Here is a 15266-nt window from a genome sequence, read left to right on the forward strand (position 1 = left end):
TCGATGCGAGTGCTGAAGACCTACGCCAGGATATTCGTCGCCGACCTCGACGAGTCTCTACCGCTCTACGAGACGATCGTCGGCGCATCCGCCGATCTGCGGTTCACCTTCGAGAAGGCCGAACTCGCCGCCGTCGGAAACTTCCTCCTCATCGCGGGAGCCGACGACGACGTCGAGGCCTACCGGTCGACCGTCGGACCGGTCATCGTCGACGATCTAGACGCCTTGATCTCGCAGGTCAGTGGCGAAGCCGGGGCCGAGGTCATCGGCGAATCCGAGAGCACGACAGGACGATTCGCCTACCTTCGCCATACCGACGGTGCGGTCCTCGAGTATGTCCAGTGGTCGCGGGAAGTCGCCGAAGCCGTGCTCGGAACGCCGAAGGCCGGCCCCCCGCTCGGGTGACCGGCCTTCGGTTGGTGCTGCGTGAGTGGACGCAGGGATCTGATCAGGAGATCAGAAGCCCATCCCGCCCATCTCGTCGCCACCCGGCATGGCCGGTGCGGCGTTCTTCTCGGGCTTGTCGGCGACGACGGCCTCGGTGGTGAGGAACAGAGCCGCGATCGAGGCTGCGTTCTGCAGCGCCGAGCGGGTGACCTTCACCGGGTCGTTGATGCCGGCCTTGAGCAGGTCCTCGTACACACCGGTGGCGGCGTTCAGGCCGGTGCCGGTGGGCGAGTTGAGGACCTTGTCGGCGACGACGCCCGGCTCGAGGCCGGCGTTGATCGCGATCTGCTTGGCCGGAGCCGACAGCGCGACCTTGACGATGTTGGCGCCGGTGGCCTCGTCACCCTCGAGCGAGAGTGCGTCGATGGCCGGCTCCGACTGCAGCAGGGCCACGCCACCACCGGCGACGATGCCCTCTTCGACGGCAGCCTTCGCGTTACGGACGGCGTCCTCGATGCGGTGCTTGCGCTCCTTGAGCTCGACCTCGGTGGCCGCGCCCGCCTTGATGACCGCAACACCGCCGGCCAGCTTGGCCAGACGCTCCTGCAGCTTCTCACGGTCGTAGTCGGAGTCGCTGTTCTCGATCTCGCCGCGGATCTGGGCCACGCGACCGGCGATGGCGTCGGGATCGCCCGCGCCCTCGACGATGGTGGTCTCGTCCTTGGTCACGACGACCTTGCGAGCGGTACCGAGCAGCTCGATGCCCGCGCCCTCGAGCGAGAGGCCGACCTCTTCGCTGATGACCTCGCCACCGGTGAGGATGGCGATGTCGGCCAGCATGGCCTTGCGGCGGTCACCGAAGCCCGGGGCCTTGACGGCGACGGACTTGAAGGTGCCCTTGAGCTTGTTGACGACGAGGGTCGAGAGAGCTTCGCCCTCGACGTCCTCGGCGATGATCAGCAGCGGCTTGCCGGCCTGGATGACCTTCTCCAGCAGCGGCAGCAGGTCCTTGATGGTCGAGACCTTGCCCGAGACCAGCAGGATGTACGGGTCGTCGAGGACGGCTTCCTGGCGGTCGGCGTCGGTGACGAAGTAACCCGAGATGTAGCCCTTGTCGAAGCGCATGCCCTCGGTGAGCTCGAGCTGCAGGCCGAAGGTGTTGGACTCCTCGACCGTGATGACGCCTTCCTTGCCGACCTTGTCCATCGCCTCGGCGATGAGCTCGCCGATCGAGGCGTCGCCGGCCGAGATACCGGCGGTGGCAGCGATCTGCTCCTTGGTCTCGACCTCCTTGGCGCTCTTCAGCAACGACTCGGTGACGGCCTCGACGGCCTTCTCGATGCCGCGCTTCAGACCCAGCGGGTTGGCGCCGGCAGCGACGTTGCGCAGACCCTCACGGACGAGAGCCTGGGCGAGAACGGTGGCGGTGGTGGTGCCGTCGCCCGCGACGTCGTCGGTCTTCTTGGCGACTTCCTTGACCAGCTCGGCGCCGATCTTCTCGTACGGGTCCTCCAGCTCGATCTCCTTGGCGATGGACACACCATCGTTGGTGATCGTGGGGGCGCCCCACTTCTTCTCCAGGACGACGTTGCGACCCTTGGGTCCCAACGTCACCTTGACGGCGTCGGCAAGGCTGTTGAGGCCCCGCTCGAGGCCGCGACGGGCCTCTTCGTCGAACGCAATTTGCTTGGCCATGGGTAAGTGATCCTCCGAAGGGGGTGACACTAGGTTCGTATGGCCGGAACTCGGTGCCCGCGACGGACGACCGGTGTGTCATTCGGTACCGGCCTCACCGTCCCGACCTGGCACTCACAGCTCGCGAGTGCCAACCTCGTTTTTAGCACTCGACCAGTGCGAGTGCAAGGCTGGATCAGGTGTCCCGGTCGGCTGCGTGGTCGGCCGCCGCGACGCTGACTACGTTGAGGACATGTCACTCGCCTCCAGGGAGTTCAGGTTCGGGGTCAACATGCTCGCGGCCGACACCGCGTCGTCGTGGCAGACGCGTGCCCGATCGGTGGAGGAACTCGGCTACGACGTCCTGCTCGTCCCCGACCACCTGGGCATTCCGAGCCCGTGGCCGGCACTGGCCGTCGCGGCCACCGCGACGCAGCGCCTGCGCGTCGGCCCGTTCGTCCTCAACGCCGCGTTCACCAACCCCGCGCTGCTCGCCCGGGACGCCGCCACCGTCGACCGGTTGTCCGACGGCCGCGTGGAACTCGGACTGGGCACCGGCTACGTCCGGGATGAGTTCGACGCAGCCGGGATCGAATTCCGGTCCGCGGGCCGGCGCGTCGATCACCTGTCGGCGACCGCCGCCCGCGTGACTGAGCTGCTCGCCGACGAGGATCATCAGCCCCGACCCGTGCAGCCCAGGATTCCGCTCCTGCTCGCCGGCAACGGCGACCGCGTGCTGACGATGGCCGCCGAACACGCCGACATCGTCGGCTTCACCGCGGCCCGAACGGGACCCGACGGCGATCTGGAACCGCTGTCCGCCGGCGATTTCGACGAACGGGTGGCCTTAGCACGCGCCGCCGCCGGGGACCGCGCCGTCGAGGTGGAGTGGAATCTCCTGCTACAGATCGTCACCGTGACCGATGATCCGACGGCGGTGGCCGACGAGCTCATCGCGAAGCACGAACTGTCGATGAGCGCCCAGGAGTTCCTGGGCCTGCCGTCGGTGCTCATCGGATCGGTCTCCGACATCGCCGCCCGCCTCGTCGACCTCCGGGAGCGGACCGGGATCAGCTATCTCACCGTGCTCGAACCCGCGCTCGAGGTGTTCGCCCCGGTGATCGCGGAGCTGCGCGCCGTCGACGCCGGAGGGCGGTGAGGCGGTCACGGTCATTCGCACCCCCGACGACCGACGTCCCGCAAGCTGCCGGTCGACTAGGGTCTGAACCGTGGAATTCCTGCTGATCATCATCGTGGCGCTGCTGGCGATCATCGCGGTGGTCGTCATCTTCAACTTCCTGGGCAATCGGCGGGCCCGGCAGGCCGAGCAGGACGCCCTGCGTGAGCGGACCTATCGCCCCGGCGATCCGTTCTCGTCGGCCGACGACGATTCCGTCTACGGCGACCCCCGCGATCTCAAACCCGGCGATCTCGTCGAACTGCGCGGTCAGACCTACGCGGTCCGGGGCACCCTGCGCCTGACGCAGGACGGCTACACCTGGACCGAGAACTTCCTCGACACCGGTGTCGGGTCCAAGGCCTGGATCTCGGTCGAGGACGATCCCGACCTCGAGGTCGTGCTGTGGCACGAGGTACCCGGTGCCGCCGTCACCCCCGGCCCCGACACCGTGGAGCTCGAGGGGCGTCGATACCAGTCGGAGGAGGCGGGCTCGGCGCGTTTCACCTCCGCGGGGACCACCGGCGTCGCGACCTCGGGCCGGATGGCCTATCACGACTACCAGGCCGGCGACGACCGTCTGTCCTTCGAGGACTACGGCAGCGGCTGGGAATGCGCCCGCGGCGAACTGTTGTCCCGCGCGGACTACCGCATCTACCCCACCAACCCGGCTCCGGAAACACCCTGACGGGGGCCCCGACGCCCGCCCATCCACACGACGCCCTGAGCACGGAGACCCCACACCGCATGACCGAGAATTCCGAACATCCCGGCGACCCCGCCGCGCAACTCGCGGTGGCCTACGCCGACACCAGCGCGAGCCAGCTCGGCTTCTCGCTGAGCGCACCCTTGCAGGAGCCCCTGGCACAAGAGGATCGCGAGATCGACGGCATCACGGTGTCGGTGCGGTTGCTCGGCGCGAGCCATCAGGTACTCGTCGAAGACGGGGTGCAGCGGATCTGCGAGACCGTCGCCTGCCTGCCGGAGGTGACCTCGGCACTGCCGGAGAGTTTCCAGGAGAGCGGTTACTACTTCAGTTCCCGTGTGGAACAGGTGAATCCCGACCAGCTCGCCGCCCTCGTCGAACAGCTGAGCGCCCGCGTCACCGAACAGCTGGCCACCGGACACCCGTGCGTGATGGGACGGTTCCCGGGGGAGCCGCACGCCGTCACCGCGATCGTGTCGGAGTCCACCGATGACTCCATCAGCTGGCACACCTGGCACACCTATCCCAAGGCCGCCGAGGTCGTGATCACCTCCAGCAGGATCGACCGCGGTCCGGTGGCCCGTCCATGACCGGGCAACCACCGCCCGGCGGCCCGCCGGACCCACGCCGTCGTCTGAACAAGACCCGCAACATCATCATCGGCGTGATCGTCGTGCTCACCATCTTCGCGCTGATCGGTGCGTGCACCGCGCGAGTTGCCCGTGGCGGCGGCATCGGGGGGTCGGCGCGCGACTACATCACGCAGAACTACGAGCGCGACACCTCCCTCGACGAGGGCGACGTCGACGCCTATGTCGCCGACGGGACACCGGAGCAGGTCGCGGCCGAGATCCGCGACGCCGAACGTCCCAGCGACCAGCGGAGCGGCGCCGCCGGCGCGGGCAACATCGCCGGCACGCAGTTCCTCCAGTACCCCGACTACCTCGTGGGCCTCTTCCCGCTGGCGGCCGGCGCCACCCGGGTGATGCTCAGCCGGGACTACCGGTCGGGGTATCACCACTACCACCCCTACGTCGGCGCGTTCTGGGTCCCGACCCCCCGCTATGCGGGTAGCGGCAGCGGAAACCGCGGCGGCGGGAGCGGCGGTGGTGGCAAATGATCGTCGTCCGCCCGGCACGTGCCATCGAATTCGTCCGACCAACCAACGGAGAAGACCATGCTCGCTGATATCGCTGAGAACGCCTACGCTGCAGGCGCTTACGCCGGTGTCGGCGTGATCCTGATGATCGTCTCGTTCGGCATCCTCGACCTGCTCACGCCCGGCAAGCTCCGTTCGCAGCTGTGGACGGACCGCAACCGCAACGCCGGCATCCTGGTGGGTTCCAACATGCTCGCCGTCGCCGTGATCGTCACCGCCGCCATCGTCGCGAGCGAGGGACGACTGCTCGAGGGGCTCACCTACACCGCGGTGTACTCGGCGATCGGCCTGGTCGTGATGGCGGTGACCTTCCTCGTCATCGACCTGCTGACCCCCGGCAATCTCGGCGAGTTGCTGGTCCACCCGGAGAGCCACCCGGCGGTGTGGGTGCAGGGCGTCGCACACATCGGGGTGTCGATCATCGTGGCCGCCTCCATCCTGTGACCGGGTTCCCGCACTCCCCCGTTTGTCCGTGACCGGTCACGACTCCGCTGCCGCCGACACCGAACCGGTGACGACCGAACCCGTTCCGGACGCGCTGGCGATACGACCGCGATTCGCCCGCGCCGGACTGCTGGCCGTCGTCTTCGTCTGCGCCGCCTGCGGGTTGGTGTACGAGCTCGCGCTGGTCTCGCTCGGCTCGTTCCTGATCGGCAACACCGCGACGCAGGCGTCGATCGTCCTCGCGGTCATGGTCTTCGCGATGGGCATCGGGTCACTCGCCGCGAAACCGCTCCAGCCACAATCGGTCACGGCCTTCGCGGTCATCGAACTGCTGCTCGCCCTCATCGGCGGCCTGTCGGTGATGGCGCTCTACGCGGCGTTCGCCTACCTGGAGTTGTACACGCCCGCCCTCGTCTTGGTGGCCTTCGTGCTCGGCATCCTGATCGGTGCCGAGATTCCGCTGCTGATGGTTCTGCTGCAACGGATTCGACGCCAGGAGGCAGGTTCGGCGGTCGCCGACATGTTCGCGGTCGACTATATCGGCGCCCTCATCGGCGGCCTGTGCTTCCCGTTCCTGTTGCTGCCGTTCTTCGGCCAGTTGCGGGGTGCTCTGGTGGTCGGGCTGGTCAACGCCGCGGCCGGCTGCTTCCTCGTCTTCGTCATCTTCCGCAAGTCGATGTCGCGCACCCAGATGGCCGTCCTCTCCGCGTCGGCCGTCGCCGTCGTCGCCGTCCTGATCGCCGGCCTGATGCTGTCCGGCCGCTTCGAGATCACCGCGCGCCAAGCGCTGTACCGCGATCCCATCGTCGCCGCCGAACGTAGTGCGTACCAGGACATCGTCATCACCGAGAACCGTTTCGGCGCAACGGCCGACACCCGCCTGTACCTGAACGGCGACCTGCAGTTCTCCTCGGTCGACGAGCATCGCTACCACGAGACGCTGGTGCATCCGGCGATGTCCGGGAACCACGACTCCGTACTGATCCTCGGCGGCGGTGACGGACTCGCGCTCCGCGAGGTGCTCACCTACCCCGACGCCCGCGACGTCACGCTCGTCGAACTCGACCCGGAGATGATCCGACTCGCCCGGACCGACGAGCGTCTCACCACCTTGAACCGGGGATCGATGACCGACCCCCGAGCCGAGGTGATCGCCGCCGACGCCTTCTCCTGGCTGCGCGGCACCGACCGCCGGTTCGACGTCATCATCGTCGACATGCCCGACCCCGACGACTCGGCCACCGCGAAGCTGTACTCCACCGAGTTCTACGCGATGGTCCGGGCGCATCTCGCCGAGGCGGGCCGCACCGTGGTCCAGGCCGGGTCCCCGTACTTCGCGCCGAAGTCGTTCTGGTGCGTGGCCTCGACCATGCGCGCGGCCGGACTGGACCCGACCCCGTACCACGTCGACGTGCCGGCCTTCGGCGACTGGGGATTCCACCTGGCCGGCGCCGGGGGCAGGGTGACCCCGACCGTGGCGGCGCCCGGCCCCCTCCGGTTCCTCAGTCCTGAACAGTTGGCAGCGGCAACGGTTTTCCCGCTCGACCGGCAGCGACTGGATCTGCCGCCGTCCACCCTGATGGATCCCCGGATCCTGCGGTACGCACAGGGCGAGTGGGCGACCTACTGACGCCGCAACGCCTCCGCGCGCAGGTACTCCAGGTGATCCCACAGGTCGCGCTCACGATCGAGGTCATGACTCTCCGCGGATGACTCCGACACCCGCCCGCGATCGATGTAGGCACCGGTAACCGCCTGCGGCACACCGTGAATCGTCTCGGCGAGCCGTCGACCGGCCGTCGGCACCCGATCGAACGGCCCTACCAGGGTCAGACCCGGCAGGACCCATCTGTTCGCAAGACGCTGCGGTGCGCTCGCCGCCCGGGCCAGGTCCGTACCGGGCACGTAACCCGGGTTGTACGAGACGATCTCGACGCCGTCGGGGAGCCGACGTGCCCACTCGTGGACGAGATGGATGGCCGCCAGTTTGCTCGTCGAGTACGCGGTGCGGCCGGCGGCCGGACTCGAACCCCCGAACGCACCCGGGCGGGACAGGCGTGCCGGGCTCGTCCACCGCGGCGCGGGGACCATCCCGAGGTTGTGCCGGAGATCGCCGAAGTGCGTGTCGCTCACCGTGATGGTGATCCGGGAGCCACGGGTCAGATGTCCGCCGAGCTCACCGATCAGCAGGTGGTTCGCGAGTACGTTGACCGCGAAGGTCGCCTTTAGTCCGTCGGCGGTGACGTGCTCGTCGTCGAGGTACTGGATGCCCGCGTTGCCTGCCAGCCCGCGCAGCGGCGGCAGCGTCGCGTCGTCGAGCATCCGCCGGATCTCCGCCGCCGCCCTCATCGTCCCGGCGGTGTCGGCGAGATCGGTGTCGACGGCGACGACGCGCCCGGCGCCCTCGCCGAAGCCGTCGACGAACCCCGCGGGCCCGCCGCCGCGAGCGAGGACCAGGAGATGACATGACCGGTCCGTCGACACGATGGACCGGGCGGCGACCAGACCGAGCCCGCGGGTGGCTCCCGTCATGACCAGCGTCCAGTCCGGATTCGGGGTGAGTGGTCGAGTCATGTCGGCTCCCGCCGCTTGAGTTGACGTTGTCAACACCAGAAGACGCCATTCGGTTGACGATGTCAACTGTAAGGTCGGGTGATGACCACGAGGGCGGAGAGCGCGGCACACACCAGGCAGGCACTGCTGGCCGCGGCGTCGGCACTTCTCGACCGCGGCGGGCCGGAGGCGGTGACCCTACGCGAAGTCGGCAGTGGCGCCGGGGTTTCCCGCTCGGCCGCCTACCGCCATTTCATCGGGAAAGAGGAACTGCTGGCGGCCCTCGCCACCGACGCATGGGCGGTCGTCGCTTACGGTCTCGACGCCATCGCCGCCGACCCGGAACTGTCGCCCGAGGATGCGGTCCGATCGGCGCTGCACGCGCTGTCAGACCTCGGACTGGGCCGGCCGCACCTGTACCGGCTCATGTTCGCGACCCCGGCCGGCACGCCGTCGATCCCCGCAGCGGCACGCGCTCAGGACGGCCTGGTGTCCCTCGTGGGCCGCATCGTCGGCGCCGATGCCGCGCGACACCACGCAGCGCTGCTCTTCGCGGCGGCCCACGGCCTCACCGACCTCGCCACCCACGGCCATCTGCCGCCCGACAAGTGGCACGCCGATCGGCACACCCTCATCGACCTCGCCGTGTCGTCGTTGCCGCACACCACGGACGCTGATCGGGGCATCGATGTCTAGCGGCGTGACCATCGCTCTCGTTCTCCTCGGCGTGCTCGCGTGCGTCGGCGCAGTCGCGCTGATCCGCACCCGGCGCGTCGTGCGGACCCCGGCCGAGCGGGCAGTTCATCTGGCGCTGCACACCGCGTCGCTCGCCGCCCGCTCACTGCGCACCGGACTGTCGGCGGAGTCGGCTCGCGAAGCACTGCCGCACCTGCACACCCTGACCGGCGCCGAAGCGGTCGCACTGTACGACGGCGAACCGAGCCGCCTCGCCCACGAGCCGGACGGTGAGGCCATCTGGGACGACGAGATGCTCGGTCACGCCGACCGTGCGGCGTCGTCCGCGCTGGGTGACCTCCGACGCGTGCTGCTCACCGACCCCAGCGGCGCCGAGTCGCCCGTGCGCGCGCTGGTAGCCCAGCCGCTCCTCGCCGACGATGTCGGGGTCGGGGTCCTCGTGGTCGCCACCACGCGACGGCCCGGCCCCGGAATGCTCGGCGCCATCGCCGAAGTCGCGCGGTACGCGTCGAGCCAGATCGAACTCGCCGACCTCGACGCATCCCGCGCACGGCTCAACCGCGCCGAGGTCCTCGCCCTGCGCGCGCAGATCAGTCCGCACTTCATCTACAACGCGCTCAACACCATCGCCTCGTTCGTGCGGACCGACCCCGACCGGGCGCGCGATCTCGTCCTCGACTTCGCCGACTTCACCCGATACTCCTTCCGGGCCGCCGGCGAATACACCGTGCTTGCCGACGAGCTGCGGAACATCGACCGCTACCTCACCCTCGAACGAGCCCGCTTCGGCAATGCCCTGGACGTCAAACTGCATGTCGCACCGGAGGTCCTGAACGTCGTCGTGCCGTTCCTCGCCTTGCAGCCGCTCGTCGAGAACGCCGTCCGGCACGGTCTCGCGTCAAAGGGCGGCGGCACGATCACCATCGTCGCGGCCGACGAGGGCACCGACTGTGTCATCACGGTCGAGGACGACGGCGTGGGCATGGAACCGGAGCTCCTGCGCAGCGGCGCTCTCGACGCCCTCGACCACAGCGAGGGTGCCCACGTGGGCCTGACCAACGTCGACCACCGGCTCCGCGCCGCGTTCGGCAACGACTACGGACTCGTCGTCGAGACGGCGGTCGGCGCCGGCACCAAGGTGGGGATGCGTGTCCCGAAGTTCCGCGCGGGCATCCGGGCGTGAAACGCAACGCCGGAGTTCCGGCGGTGACCAAACTCCAGGGCGGTAAACTGCGGGCTGTCGTCGAGGCGGGAGGTGTTCCATGACCGCACTGGTCGTACTCGCGGTCGACGACGAACCACCCGCTCTCGACGAGCTCGGCTACCTGTTGAACCGGCAGGACGACGTTGCCGAGGTCCACTCCGCGTCCGACGCCACCGGCGCCCTCCGCGAACTCAACGAGCACCGCATCGACGCGATCTTCCTCGACATCAACATGCCCGGCTTGTCGGGACTCGAACTCGCCGGCGTCCTCGCGAAATACGCCTCGCCCCCGGCGATCGTGTTCGTCACGGCCCACGACGACCGGGCCGTCGACGCCTTCGAGGTCGGAGCGGTCGACTACCTGCTCAAACCCCTACGCGAACAACGTCTCACCCAGGCGGTCGACCGGGTCCGCGCGAGCCTCGACAGTCGGGAGCGTGCACCCGAGCCCGCGCAACCGACCGTTCGCCCGGATCGTCGCGCCACATCGGACGAGGTCATCCCGGTGGAGATGAGCGGCGTCACCTCGCTCGTCCGGCGCGATTCGATCTCCTGGGTCGAGGCCGTCGGCGACTACGCCCGACTGCACGCCGACTCGGGCGCACACCTCGTCCGCATCCCGTTGTCGACGCTCGAATCGCGCTGGCAGGAAACCGGATTCGCCCGAGTACACCGGTCCTACCTCGTCGCGCTGCCGATGGTCACCGGATTGCGGACGGTCGGCGGCGGCACGGTGGTGTGTGTCCGCGCGAACGGCGCGTCCGAGGCCGTCGAGCTGCCCGTGAGCCGCCGACAGGTCCGCGAACTCAAGGACCGCCTCATCCGGGACCCGCTGCGCCAGTACCGTTCCCCCACCGCACGGGACGATGGCTGAGCACCCGCCTCAGCGCGAACGGGTGGTGCTCGCCTCCCGCCGCGGGGCGCGAATGGTCCGCACCCGCGTCGAGGTCCAGGAACAGACCGAGGTCGGCGACGCGCTCGTCCGCGGCCTCATGCGCGCCCAACTCGGTCTCGGCCTGCGGCTCGGGGGCGCCCTGCTCACCGTTGCTGCCGCCATACCCGTTGCGGCCTGGATGTTTCCGGGGATCGCCGACGCCGGCGTCTTCGGGATTCGACTCATCTGGCTGATGCTGGGAGTACTCGCCTTCCCACTCCTGTATCTGACCGGACGGCTCTACGTCCATCTCGCCGAGCAGGCCGAACGCGACTTCATGGGCCTCGTGGATGACGATCTGTCCGACGCACCCGAACCGGGCCCGCCGTGACGACCGACGTCCACGCCCTCACCGCGATCGGCCTGTTCGCCGCGGCCATCGCCACGATCGCGGTCGGCGCGTGGGGTGGGCGTTTCTCACGGACCACGTCGGACTTCCTCGTGGCGTCGCGGAGCGTCGGCTCACGCTGGAACGCTGCCGCGGTGTCCGGTGAATACCTCTCGGCAGCATCGTTTCTCGGCGTGGCGGGCCTCATCGCGAAGTACGGCGCCGACGCACTCTGGTACCCCGTCGGGTTCACCGCCGGCTACCTGGGCCTGTTGCTGTTCGTCGCCGCGCCCCTGCGTCGTTCCGGGGCCTACACGGTGCCCGACTTCGCCGAGTTCCGCCTCGCCTCGCCGGCGGCACGGAAGACCGCGATGCTCGTCGTGGTCGTCGTCTGCGTGCTGTACCTCATCCCGCAGTTCCAGGGCGCGGGACTCACCCTCAACATCCTTCTCGGCGCACCGGTGTGGGCCGGCGTGGTCGGCGTCGGACTGATCGTGATCGTGAACGTGGTGGGCGGCGGCATGCGATCGATCACCTTCGTGCAGGCCTTCCAGTACTGGCTCAAGCTGACCGCGATCGCGGTCCCCGCGCTCGTCCTGATCGGCGTCTTCGCCCAGGACCCCACTCCCGTCGGCGAACCCGCGCCGCCGCGCATCACCACCGCGACGACCGTCGACGTGACCACCGACGTCTCGGTCACCGTCGCCGAGACCACCGGCGTGCGGGTCACCGGGACGCTCGACGGGGTCGTCGTCGACGACGCGCCGGTGGACACCACCGGACCCCACGTCATCTCCGCGGGCTCGACGATCTTCCTCGACGCCGGTGCGGCCACTCCGGTCGTCGCGGGCGCGCCGGCACAGAACGCGGACTGGATCGCCCCCGGCGGGGGCTTCGGCGGCAGTCACCCGCTGTACCAGGTGCTGTCGCTCATCATCGCGATGTTCCTCGGCGTGATGGGTCTGCCCCACGTGCTGGTGCGCTTCTACACCAACCCCGACGGGCGATCGGCGCGGCGAACCGCGCTGGCCGTCATCGCACTGCTCTCGTTGTTCTACCTGTTCCCCATCCTGCTGGGGGTGTTCGCACGGCTCTATGTCCCCGAACTGCTGATCACCGGCACCGCCGACGCCGCGGTCCTGTTGCTGCCGAGCGCGGCGGTCGGCGGGATCGCCGGTCAGATCCTGGCCGCGCTCGTCGCCGCCGGGGCGATCGCCGCCTTCCTCGCCACGTCGTCGGGACTGCTGGTGTCGGTCGCCGGGGCGCTCGCCACCGACCTGCTGCGCGGCCGGGTGCGCGACTTCCGGGTGGCCGCGGTCATCGGCGGACTGATCCCGATCGGCTTGTCGCTGGCCGCCGCGTCCCTGGAACTGTCCCGCACCGTCGGGTTGGTGTTCGCCGTCGCCGCGTCGACGCTGTGCCCGCTGCTGGTCCTCGGGATCTGGTGGCGCGGACTCACGGCCGTCGGCGCCATCGCCGGGCTCGTCGTCGGCGGCGCGTCGTCGGGGTCGGCGACGATGCTGGCGATCGCCGGGGTCGTCGACGACGACGTGCTGGGCGGGTGGCTTGCGGTCGTGATCGGCTACCCGGCCGCCGTGACGGTCCCGCTCGCGTTCGGCACGATGGTGCTGGTCAGCAAGGCAACCCGGGGACGGGTACCCGTCGACCTCGCACGGACCTTTGCCCGGATGCACGTCCCGGAACGCGTCGGGATGGGGCTCGATCGCACCCCGGGACGGGCCCCGGACGAGCGGACGACCTGACCGTTCGGACAGGTGACCGTTCGCCGTTCGTCGGATCTCACCGACCGTCCGGCGCACGGACGGCGGGTTTCGGCGTGTGACCCAGGCCACCCGATTGTCTGTGATCTGCACCTCATTCAGGCTGAGTTCCGTAGAGCCATCACACATGTGGCCACGTCACCCTGGGAGGAAACGTGTCGACCGTCGACCAACCACCACCGGCGCCACACGCGCCGACCGGCGAAGAGTTCATCGAGATGCAGGCCAGTCCGGAGTTCCAGGAGCTGCGACGGACGCTGCGGAAGTTCGTCTTCCCGCTGACCGCGTTCTTCCTGATCTGGTACGCCCTCTACGTGCTGCTCGGCGCCTTCGCCCATGACTTCATGGCGACCCAGGTCTGGGGCAACATCAACCTCGGCCTGATCCTCGGTCTGTTGCAGTTCGTCAGCACCTTCGTCATCACCGGCATGTACGTACGCTTCGCCAATCGCAATCTCGACCCGAAGGCCGAGGCGATCCGCAACGAGATGGAAGGCGGGCCCGCACTGTGAACACCACAGCCGTACCCACCACCGACGTGACCGTCCTCGCGGCGACCGTCGGCAGCCCGGCCGCCAACATCGCCATCTTCGCCGCGTTCGTCGCGGTCACGATGTTCGTGGTCATCAAGGCCAGCAAGAACAACAACACCGCCGCCGACTTCTTCACCGGCGGTCGCGGCTTCTCCGGACCGCAGAACGGCGTCGCCATCGCCGGCGACTACCTGTCGGCGGCCAGCTTCCTCGGCATCGCGGGCGCCATCGCGGTCTACGGCTACGACGGCTTCCTCTACTCCATCGGGTTCCTCGTCGCGTGGCTGGTCGCGCTGCTGCTCGTGGCGGAACTGCTGCGCAACACCGGCAAGTTCACGATGGCGGACGTCCTCAGCTTCCGCCTCAAGCAACGCCCGGTGCGTCTGGCCGCGGCGATCTCCACCCTCGCGGTGTCGCTGTTCTACCTGCTCGCCCAGATGGCCGGCGCCGGCGGCCTGGTCGCGTTGCTCCTCGACATCGAGGGGCGCCTCGGCCAGTCCATCGTCATCGCCGTCGTCGGTGCGCTGATGATCGTCTACGTGCTCATCGGCGGCATGAAGGGCACCACCTGGGTGCAGATCATCAAGGCCGTCTTGCTCATCGCGGGTGCCGGCATCATGACCGTCATCGTGCTGGCCAAGTTCGGCATGAACCTGTCGTCGATCCTCGGTGCGGCACAGGACGCGGTGACCGACTCGACCAGCGAAAAGGTCGCCGCGCGTGACGTTCTCGCTCCCGGTGCCCAGTATGGCGGGTCCCTGACGAGCCAGATCAACTTCATCTCGCTCGCCATCGCGCTCGTCCTCGGCACCGCGGGCCTCCCGCACGTGCTGATGCGGTTCTACACCGTGCCGACCGCGAAAGAGGCTCGCAAGTCGGTGGTCTGGGCCATCGCCCTCATCGGCGCCTTCTACCTGTTCACCCTGGTTCTCGGTTACGGAGCGGCCGCCCTGGTCGGACCGGACAAGATCCTCGACGCCGCCGGCGGACAGAACTCGGCCGCACCGTTGCTCGCGTTCGAACTCGGTGGCGTGGTCCTGCTGGGCATCATCTCGGCGGTCGCCTTCGCGACGATCCTCGCCGTGGTCGCCGGCCTCGCCATCACCGCGTCGGCGTCGTTCGCCCACGACATCTACGCCTCGGTGATCAAGCGCAACAAGGCAAGTGAGGACGACCAGGTCCGCGTCTCGCGATACACCGTCGTGGTCCTCGGCATCGTCAGCATCGTCCTCGGCATCCTCGCCAACGGCCAGAACATCGCCTTCCTGGTGGCGCTGGCCTTCGCGATCGCCGCGGCCGCGAACCTGCCGACGATCGTCTACTCGCTCTACTGGAAGCGGTTCAACACCCGCGGCGCCCTGTGGAGCATGTACGGCGGCCTGATCTCCACGATCGTCCTGATCGTCTTCTCCCCCGCCGTCTCCGGGTCGTCGACCGCCATGATCTCCGGCGCCGACTTCGCCTGGTTCCCGCTGGCCAACCCGGGCATCATCTCGATCCCGCTGGCCTTCGTCCTCGGCATCGTCGGCACGCTGACCAGCCCGTCGGACAACGGCACCCCGGAACGCAACGCCGAGATGGAGGTTCGCTCCCTCACCGGCATCGGCGCCGAGAAGGCCGTGCAGCACTAGCCAACTCGCGCTCGACCCGCAACGACAGACGCACCACCGATCTTCGGTGGTGCGTCTGT

16 protein-coding genes are annotated in these 15266 nt (G+C 68.8%); 14 read left to right on the forward strand and 2 right to left on the reverse strand.

Annotation, left to right across the window (positions count from 1 at the left end; translation table 11 throughout):
• The first annotated feature begins 3 nt into the window (after window positions 1-3).
• Window positions 4-405 (forward strand): glyoxalase/bleomycin resistance/dioxygenase family protein, encoded by a 402-nt coding sequence (locus FFS52_RS01245; RefSeq protein ID WP_065630129.1) that lies wholly within the window; start codon window positions 4-6, stop codon window positions 403-405.
• Between the two features lie 51 nt (window positions 406-456).
• Here FFS52_RS01245 and groL read toward each other — a convergent pair whose 3' ends face one another.
• Window positions 457-2082, reverse strand: coding sequence for a chaperonin GroEL (groL, locus tag FFS52_RS01250; protein WP_058251318.1), 1626 nt, complete (start codon window positions 2080-2082; stop codon window positions 457-459).
• A gap of 232 nt (window positions 2083-2314) precedes the next feature.
• Here groL and FFS52_RS01255 point away from each other — a divergent pair, with 232 nt between their 5' ends.
• From FFS52_RS01255 to FFS52_RS01280, 6 genes are all read left to right on the forward strand, one after another.
• Entirely contained in the window at window positions 2315-3220 is a 906-nt protein-coding gene (locus FFS52_RS01255; RefSeq protein ID WP_137808565.1) for a TIGR03621 family F420-dependent LLM class oxidoreductase, read from the forward strand.
• Window positions 3221-3290: 70 nt separating this feature from the next.
• Complete coding sequence (locus FFS52_RS01260; protein WP_068970516.1) at window positions 3291-3926, forward strand: DUF4178 domain-containing protein; 636 nt, start codon at window positions 3291-3293, stop codon at window positions 3924-3926.
• 59 nt (window positions 3927-3985) lie between these two features.
• Entirely contained in the window at window positions 3986-4534 is a 549-nt protein-coding gene (locus FFS52_RS01265) for a DUF2617 family protein (protein WP_068970517.1), read from the forward strand.
• A complete protein-coding gene (locus FFS52_RS01270; RefSeq protein ID WP_137808566.1) occupies window positions 4531-5064 on the forward strand; it encodes a DUF4247 domain-containing protein in 534 nt (177 codons plus the stop codon). The genes FFS52_RS01265 and FFS52_RS01270 overlap by 4 nt, the downstream gene beginning before the upstream one ends.
• Before the next feature lie 57 nt (window positions 5065-5121).
• Window positions 5122-5547: a DUF350 domain-containing protein gene (locus FFS52_RS01275; RefSeq protein ID WP_068970523.1), complete on the forward strand. Its 426-nt coding sequence runs from the start codon at window positions 5122-5124 to the stop codon at window positions 5545-5547.
• 67 nt (window positions 5548-5614) lie between these two features.
• Window positions 5615-7177: a polyamine aminopropyltransferase gene (locus FFS52_RS01280; protein WP_137808685.1), complete on the forward strand. Its 1563-nt coding sequence runs from the start codon at window positions 5615-5617 to the stop codon at window positions 7175-7177.
• Here the strand turns inward: FFS52_RS01280 and FFS52_RS01285 are convergent.
• A complete protein-coding gene (locus FFS52_RS01285) occupies window positions 7171-8121 on the reverse strand; it encodes an SDR family NAD(P)-dependent oxidoreductase (protein WP_137808567.1) in 951 nt (316 codons plus the stop codon). The two genes, FFS52_RS01280 and FFS52_RS01285, sit on opposite strands and share 7 nt — an antisense overlap.
• 81 nt (window positions 8122-8202) lie before the next feature.
• On the opposite strand from FFS52_RS01285, the gene FFS52_RS01290 reads away from it, so the two are divergent.
• From FFS52_RS01290 to FFS52_RS01320, 7 genes are all read left to right on the forward strand, one after another.
• On the forward strand, window positions 8203-8796 hold the full coding sequence (locus FFS52_RS01290) for a TetR/AcrR family transcriptional regulator (RefSeq protein ID WP_137808568.1): 594 nt from the start codon (window positions 8203-8205) through the stop codon (window positions 8794-8796).
• Entirely contained in the window at window positions 8789-9979 is a 1191-nt protein-coding gene (locus tag FFS52_RS01295) for a histidine kinase (RefSeq protein ID WP_137808569.1), read from the forward strand. Before FFS52_RS01290 ends, FFS52_RS01295 begins: the two co-directional genes overlap by 8 nt.
• Before the next feature lie 79 nt (window positions 9980-10058).
• Complete coding sequence (locus FFS52_RS01300) at window positions 10059-10874, forward strand: LytTR family DNA-binding domain-containing protein (protein WP_137808570.1); 816 nt, start codon at window positions 10059-10061, stop codon at window positions 10872-10874.
• Window positions 10867-11265 (forward strand): hypothetical protein, encoded by a 399-nt coding sequence (locus tag FFS52_RS01305; protein WP_137808571.1) that lies wholly within the window; start codon window positions 10867-10869, stop codon window positions 11263-11265. The genes FFS52_RS01300 and FFS52_RS01305 overlap by 8 nt, the downstream gene beginning before the upstream one ends.
• Window positions 11262-13025: a cation acetate symporter gene (locus FFS52_RS01310; RefSeq protein WP_068970520.1), complete on the forward strand. Its 1764-nt coding sequence runs from the start codon at window positions 11262-11264 to the stop codon at window positions 13023-13025. Before FFS52_RS01305 ends, FFS52_RS01310 begins: the two co-directional genes overlap by 4 nt.
• Window positions 13026-13198: 173 nt before the next feature.
• Window positions 13199-13555, forward strand: coding sequence for a DUF485 domain-containing protein (locus FFS52_RS01315; RefSeq protein WP_058251329.1), 357 nt, complete (start codon window positions 13199-13201; stop codon window positions 13553-13555).
• A 26-nt stretch (window positions 13556-13581) separates the two neighbouring features.
• Entirely contained in the window at window positions 13582-15207 is a 1626-nt protein-coding gene (locus FFS52_RS01320; protein ID WP_065630162.1) for a sodium/solute symporter, read from the forward strand.
• The last annotated feature ends 59 nt before the right edge of the window (window positions 15208-15266 follow it).

Origin of the sequence: Gordonia sp. ALPHA1B1 (assembly GCF_005502615.1) — a bacterium.
GTDB lineage: Bacteria > Actinomycetota > Actinomycetes > Mycobacteriales > Mycobacteriaceae > Gordonia > Gordonia hongkongensis.